The following is a 6672-nucleotide window of genomic DNA, read 5'->3' as shown; positions in this document are numbered from 1 at the left end:
CTGTGGTTTTCGACCACGTACTCGATGGACATATCGCCCGAAAGGAAGCAGTACACCAGAATGCCGCAGCACACGGTGAGCGCCAGGCACGAGAGCAGCGACGCCACGCAGCCGCCCCACGAGAGGGTCTCGGCGGCGTCGGCGCGCCCTGTGCGGCGCAGAATCTGGCCCGCAAGCAGGCACACGATCGACACGGCCACGCCCGCGAAGGCGACGACCAGTCCGATCAATCCGAATGTAGACATGGAGGGGAAATCCTTTCTTATCCTACTCTATCGCCGCCCGCAGGCGGCACGCCCCAGAAGCTGCCCGGGGTCGGCGGGGCAAGAGCAGCCCGCCTAGCCTTCCTGTGCGACGTCGGTTGCGGCAAACGAGCCGTCGGCGGAAAGCGATCCCGTGATCACGACCGACGTGCCGTCCGTGATGGTCTCGGGCAGAGCGCCGTCGAAATCGACGGGAACCTGCACGGAGGCGTCCTCGGCATCGCACACCACGAAGCGTGCGTCGCCCTGGCCCGCCGCGGTAAGCGTGCCTTCGGCCACCGTGCCGGTGACCTTGACCGTGGTGTCCACGATATCGTCGCCGTACTCAAGCAGGCGCGAGACCGAAAGGGCATCCGTGGCCGATTCGTACTTAGACGGGCACTTCGTGACCAATTCGCTTGCCACCAACACAACGCCGTCCGATCCGGAATCCTGCAGCGTGCCCGTGCAGATGGCGGTCACGCCGTTGCCGAAGGTCGAAGAAGCGGCGCCTTCATAGCGCACATTCAGAGTCTGAGACTGGTCGCCTTCGGGATCGTAGATGGAAAAGGTCAGCACGTTGTCCTGGGTGGTAAACGAGTTGTCCACCACATTGCCTGAAACCTGGACGCGTTGGCCGCCATTGGCCCCGCCCAGGGCGTCGCCTACAGAGATGGTCTTGGCAGCGCCGCTTGAACCGATCACGGCAAGCGCCACCGCAAGCACCACGATGATAACGCCCGTGACCACGACGAGCCTGCGCTTGGTCTTCGTGTTCATGTTCGCTCCTAAGGTATTTCATCTGGGCACATATGCCCCCATACGTAAATTGGCCGCAAAAGCAGCAGCGTAAATTATAAAAAGAAAAGCCCGCTCCAAAAGGCGGGCTTTTCAGGTTTCACATCTTCGCCCCGGAAATACGCTTATTGCGGTACGGGGGTGGATGCGGTGTCGTCATGGCGGGGCGCAAACCCCGCCGTTACGAACTAGGCGATGTGCCTAGGTATCGCGCTATTCGGCGTCGATGGTGTGCAGCTGCTTGGCCTCAGACATGGTCAGCCAACCCTCGGGAACGGGGGCGTCGCTGTGGCACTGCGTGCAGTAGTTCACAGACTGGCTGTGAGCCTTGTGGCACTGAGAGCAGGACACGTCGCCGTGCTGGGTCTTGTGCGGGTTGCGCACCTCGGCCAGATCGGCGGTAGCGGCGATCAGGTCGTCGCGGGTCTTGAGCTCGGTGCCGTCATCGGTCACATGGTGGCAGCTGTCGTTGAGGCAGAACTGCTCCTCATCCTCATAGCCGACGCCCTCAGCCAGGGTGGCCAGGTCGCGCTCGGTGGGGATGGTCTGACCCTTCTTGTTAACGCCTTCGACCTCGTAAGATCCGGTCACCCAGTGGATGCCCTCGTTGATCTGCTGGCTGATAACAGGCACATGGCACTCGAGGCAGGTGGTGCCGTCGGTGACCTTGTGGTTGTAGGCCATCATGGCCATCTTGGCGTTCTCGTCGGTGATGTCATTGCCCCACTTGTCCTGGTTGCCGGTGGCATAGGTCTCGTAGGACGCGTCCATGGGAGTGTGGCAGATGGCGTTGCAGAAGCTAGGCTGCTCGTGCCAGACCCAGAAGCCGGCGCCAGCAGCAACGATCACAACGACAACGACACCGAGGATGATCGGGAGCTTCTTCTTGCCGCCCTTGGCCTTCTTGGCCTTGGCATCCGTGGCAGTGGCCTCAGTGGTCTCTTCGACCGCCTCGGTGGCCTCGTTCTTGATCTCGTCAGCCATGGATACCCCCCTTTCGTAGTTCGTTCCTCTTCCTTCACATGTATTCCGCATGCGACTTGGAGGGGAGCGCTGCGCCGCGACGACACTGACGGCAGCCGCGCACCGGGTTTGGTAGGCCGTATGCGAAATGCATCACTGCACTTTAACACACATCCTCCACACCTTAGCCAGAAATCTCTCACCCATTTGGGGGGAATTTCGCATTTATGCAGGTGAAAAACATGCGTATGCAACGATTTCGCAAAAATTGTTACCTGCGACCCCGCGTCGCGACGAAACCCTGGAACCGCCCCGCCTCATCCTAAGGTTGAGAACCGCCCTAGAGATGAGGACGCGCGGGAAGCGTAGGGCCTATTGCGAGCGCCTTGGCGGGACACGCCTCGACGCATTTGCCGCACAGCATGCAATCGCCGGCCGACACGCGATCCTCCTCCCCCGCTATGGCGGGATCGAGGATCTCGGGGGCGCACAGGCACTGCGCCTTGCACGCATCGCATCCCACGCATTTGTCGTGGTCGATCTTCACGCTCACAAGGCCCACGGCTCCCACCGCCTGATAGAAACCGCCCAACGGGCAGAGCGCACGACACCAGACGCGATGCGCCCAGAAAAGCTCAGCGATCACGATGGCGACGAGAGTCCATATCCCTAGAAACGAGCCGAACAGCAGGGCGCGCGACAGTGCGCCCACGGGGCTCAACGCCTCAAACAGCGGCACGGACGTGACCGCCGACATCACGAGCACGACGAGCGCCACGACGATCTTGGCGTGGCGAGGCACGGGATTCTCCTTGACCTTGATGCCAAGCTTCGCACGGAGCCAATCCACTCCCTCAAGGAGAAGATTCACCGGACACACCCAGCCGCAGAACGCGCGGCCGCGAATGACGCCATAAATCACCAACACGGGCAGGGCCCATAGAAGCCCCGAGAACGCGATGTCTTTGGCGGCGGCAGCCACCTGCAATGCCGCAAAGGGGTCAAGCAGGTCGATGCCCACGATATGCGACGACGAAAGGCTGCCCCATACGGGCAGCTCGGCAGGGGTCGCCTCAGGCTCCTCGCCCCCTGCATAGCGGCCGGCGATTCCCCATCCCGCCGCAACAAGAGGCAGGGCGAACAGGCACAGCATGGCAATCTGAACGACACGGCGGGCGACCGTCCACCCCTTGCGCGCCTTCACCTCACTCGCCTCCTGAAGCTTCGGACGTATCCGCCAGCGCACCGGATTCCGATTCGGCGGGGCGGCCAGAAAGATTCTCATCCTCGAAATTGGCGTACACCAAATCCACGCCGCGCACGCCTTCAATCCCGATGAATCCACTTGCGATGCCGTGGCTTTCTTCTATGCCGGGCGCCTCGATGGTGACCACCACTTTGCCTTCGGACTCATCGGCGCCATGTACTTCCACCCCTTCGCGCGCCGCAAGCTCGCGCGCCACTTCGGCGGTGCGCTGCGGCAGCGTTTCCACTATCAAGCTGGAGATGGTCATTGGGATTCCTCCTCCTTGTCGGACAATGCAAGCCCTCTAATCGGCGGCAAAAACTCGACCGGGGGTCGCACCGCGATGCGGCAACGACCCCCTGCGAGACGGGCGGCTTGCGTCAAGGCGCCCGCAAGCCGCCGACTATTCTTCGCGAGAACCGTGCTGGCCGGTCTCTTCCTCGGCCTCCTCGTAATACGAGTCGTCATGCATCTCCTTGTTCGGATCGACCGAATGGCAGCTGCGGCACTCGTTGCGAATGGGGTCGAGCTCCTGGGTGGAGGGGTCGTTGTTCACATAATGGCCGTCGGGCATTGCCGTGGCGTTGCGTGCATTGGGGTTGCCGCGGTCGGTGGCGCCGTGACAGCCATAGCACTGATACCCGGTATCGTCGGCGTACTTCTGATGGTACGCAGGCATGAGCCGAGGTGTGGTCTCGGTGCCGGCAACGGCATCGGAGGGCGCCTCCTGCGAGGAGGCGCAGCCAGCGAATAGCGCACAGGCCAGGGCGAGTGCCGCGGAAACGACGACGATTCGCACGTTCGCCTTCTTGATCTTGGTCATAGTGTCACTCTCCCTTCGTCTTACGCCTTCGCAATTGCCACGCAGGTCTTCTTGTAGTCGGTCTCCTTGGACAGCGGGCAGTAGTAGTCATGCACCGCCAGGTTGACCATCGTCTCGCGGGCGAAGAACGGCGCGAACACCAGGCCCGCAGGCGGGTCGACACGGCCCGACGTGGACACCTTGATGTCGAACGTGCCGTGGCGCGACGTCACGCGAGCCATATCGCCGTCGGCCAGACCGAGATTAGCGGCATCGTCGACGTTCATATACAGAAGCGCTTCGGGCAGCGCGCGGTTGAGCTCTTCCACCTGGCGCGTCATCGATCCGGTGTGCCAATGCTCCAGCAGACGTCCGGTGCAGAACCAGAACGGGAACTCCTCATCGGGCGTCTCGGCCGGCGGCTCGTAGGGGCGGAACACCACCGAAGGCTTTTGGTCGGCCGACTTGTACCAGCTCACATCGCCCGCGAGGCCCGGTGTGCCGTACTGGGCGATGCCCACCTCGTCGAAGCCCTCGGCCTGGCTGCCGTTGGCGAAGCGCCACTTGGTAGACATCCACTGACCGTCCACCTCGCGCACCGGCCAGCACAGGCCGTGCTGGTTCAGGTACTCGTCGTAGGGTGCCAGCTGCTTGGCCTCCATCTTGAGCTTCTTCTCCTCGTTGATGGCCGCGGCGCTTTCTTTGAGCTGCGGGTTGGAGAAGATGCGATACTCCTCCCAGATCGCCCGATTAATCTCGCGATCGTCGCCGTTGAAGTTGTCGGCCTGGGAATCCCAGATGAATCCGAACAAGTGCGTGAAAGCGTCCTCGCCGTCGATGGTCTCGCCCTCGAGCACGCGGCGGGCCACCTGCATAAGCACCCACGCGTCCCACTTGGCCTCTCCCGGCGGGTCCACCGCCTTCTCGAACACCGAGGTGCGGCGCTCGGCGTTGCCGAACTGGCCCTCGCGCTCGACCCACATGGCCACGGGGAACACCACGTCGGCGTAGTCGGTGGTCACGGTGGGATAGACCTCGTTCACCGCAATGAATGTGTCGTAGATGCCCTCGTGCTCGCCGTCGAGCCCCAGAAAACGCGTGAGGTTGGGCAGCGACTGCGCCCAGTTGTTGTGCGCGCTCCACAGAAAGTCGATGTTGCCGTTGGACATCTCGCGGAACAGCTTGATGGTATGGAAGCCCGGCGTCGCGATCTCATCCAGGTACCCTTCGGGCAGATCCCAGATCGCTTCGGTATAGCGACGATGGTCCTCGTTGTTCACCACGAGGTCGGCGGGCAGGCGGTGGGAGAATGTGCCCACCTCGCGTGCAGTGCCGCACGCGCTGGGCTGGCCCGTGAGGCTGAACGCCGTGGAACCCGGCTTGCCGTATTTGCCCGAGATCAGATGCAGGTTGTGGATGTTGTGATTCATCCAGGTTCCGCGGTTGTGCTGGTTCACGCCCATGGTCCACAGGCTCATGATGCGCAGGTCCGGGTCGGCGAACAGCTCCGCCAACTCGGTCAGATCCTCCACCGACACGCCGGAAAGCTCGCTGGCATATTCCAGCGTGTATTCCGACAGCCGCTCGGCATATTCCTCGAATGTAGACGGCTGCGTGGCGTCGGCCGTCGACCCTTGCTCGCTCTTGTCGTAGCCGTCCTCGTAGGCGTTGCCGATGTTCTCGGACCCCGTCTTGAACTGCAGATGGTCGGCCACGAACTCGTGATCGTATTTGTCGTTCTGGATCAGATAGTTGGCGATGGCGTTGGCGATGGCGAGGTCGGTTCCGGGCTTGAACACCAGCACCTTGTCGGCGGACGCGCTCGTACGCGTCCTGCACGCCGTCAGGTCGTAATGGCGCACGTTCTCGCCCGAGAGCTTATGAGCGGTCAGGCGCGAATACAGCATGGGATGCGCCTCGGCCATGTTCGCGCCCCAGGTGATGAACACGTCCGCCGTATCAAGATCCTCGTAGCAACCGGCAGGCTCATCGGTCTGGAACACGTTCATGAAGCCGACGACGGCGCTCGCCATGCACATGCGCGCATTGGGATCGATATTGTTGGAACGCAGGCCCGCCTTCCAGAATTTGGAGGTGAGGTATCCCTCGGTGATAGGCTGCTGGCCGCTGCCCCAGAACGCCAGGCGGCTCTTATCGGCCTTCCAGGTTTCCTTCAGCTTGGACGCCACCAAATCAAGCGCCTCTTCCCATTCGGCCTCGCGCAGGCCGCTGCCGGTGCCCTTGGTGCCGGCGTCGTCGCGGATAAGCGGCTTGGTCAGGCGGTCGGGGCCATACAGAATATTGCCCAGGTAGTAGCCCTTGATGCAGTTGAGGCCTCGGTTGGATTGGTTATCGGGGTCGCCCGTGACCGAAACCACTTTGCCGTCACGGGTCTCAACCAGCACGCCGCAGCCGCAACCGCAGAAACGGCATACCGCGGTGTGAATCTGGCTTTCGCCCGACGCCGGCTGCGTGGTCTGGCCTCCCTGGGAGCAACCCGAAAGCGTCGCCAGGCTTCCGCCTGCCGCCGCCATAGCCGCCGCGATTGCGGTGGCCTTCACAAAATCACGCCTTGTAACTTCCATCCTTCCCCCTTCTTTCTCGTCTCGCACTGTATTCCG

6 protein-coding genes and 1 pseudogene are annotated in these 6672 nt (G+C 62.4%); all 7 read right to left on the bottom strand.

What is annotated here, in order from left to right; all coding sequences use genetic code 11:
• Positions 1–245, bottom strand: a pseudogene (locus Q0J60_RS06395) (cytochrome C assembly protein); the annotation flags it as partial.
• A gap of 93 nt (positions 246–338) precedes the next feature.
• Positions 339–1022, bottom strand: coding sequence for a cytochrome c maturation protein CcmE (locus tag Q0J60_RS06390; protein ID WP_294439679.1), 684 nt, complete (start codon positions 1020–1022; stop codon positions 339–341).
• A 231-nt stretch (positions 1023–1253) separates the two neighbouring features.
• Complete coding sequence (locus Q0J60_RS06385; RefSeq protein WP_294439676.1) at positions 1254–2024, bottom strand: cytochrome c3 family protein; 771 nt, start codon at positions 2022–2024, stop codon at positions 1254–1256.
• A 319-nt stretch (positions 2025–2343) separates the two neighbouring features.
• On the bottom strand, positions 2344–3207 hold the full coding sequence (locus Q0J60_RS06380; protein WP_294439674.1) for a 4Fe-4S binding protein: 864 nt from the start codon (positions 3205–3207) through the stop codon (positions 2344–2346).
• A gap of 1 nt (position 3208) precedes the next feature.
• Positions 3209–3517, bottom strand: a complete 309-nt coding sequence (locus Q0J60_RS06375) for a chaperone NapD (RefSeq protein ID WP_294439672.1) — start codon at positions 3515–3517, stop codon at positions 3209–3211.
• Positions 3518–3652: 135 nt separating this feature from the next.
• Positions 3653–4072, bottom strand: a complete 420-nt coding sequence (locus tag Q0J60_RS06370; RefSeq protein WP_294439670.1) for a hypothetical protein — start codon at positions 4070–4072, stop codon at positions 3653–3655.
• Positions 4073–4092: 20 nt separating this feature from the next.
• A complete protein-coding gene (gene napA, locus Q0J60_RS06365; protein WP_294439668.1) occupies positions 4093–6636 on the bottom strand; it encodes a nitrate reductase catalytic subunit NapA in 2544 nt (847 codons plus the stop codon).
• Positions 6637–6672 lie beyond the last annotated feature (36 nt).

It is taken from the genome of uncultured Slackia sp., assembly GCF_944321625.1.
In the GTDB taxonomy this organism is placed as follows: Bacteria; Actinomycetota; Coriobacteriia; order Coriobacteriales; family Eggerthellaceae; genus Slackia.
Note: the sequence above shows the minus strand (reverse complement) of the source record. Positions and strands in the feature narration are given on the sequence as shown.

What these genes read in the sequence shown, in the direction of transcription:
- Q0J60_RS06390 (WP_294439679.1), bottom strand. Translation starts at nt 1,022, where the DNA reads ATGAACACGAAGACCAAGCGCAGGCTCGTCGTGGTCACGGGCGTTATC.
- Q0J60_RS06385 (WP_294439676.1), bottom strand. Translation starts at nt 2,024, where the DNA reads ATGGCTGACGAGATCAAGAACGAGGCCACCGAGGCGGTCGAAGAGACC.
- Q0J60_RS06375 (WP_294439672.1), bottom strand. Translation starts at nt 3,517, where the DNA reads ATGACCATCTCCAGCTTGATAGTGGAAACGCTGCCGCAGCGCACCGCC.
- Q0J60_RS06370 (WP_294439670.1), bottom strand. Translation starts at nt 4,072, where the DNA reads ATGACCAAGATCAAGAAGGCGAACGTGCGAATCGTCGTCGTTTCCGCG.
- napA (WP_294439668.1), bottom strand. Translation starts at nt 6,636, where the DNA reads ATGGAAGTTACAAGGCGTGATTTTGTGAAGGCCACCGCAATCGCGGCG.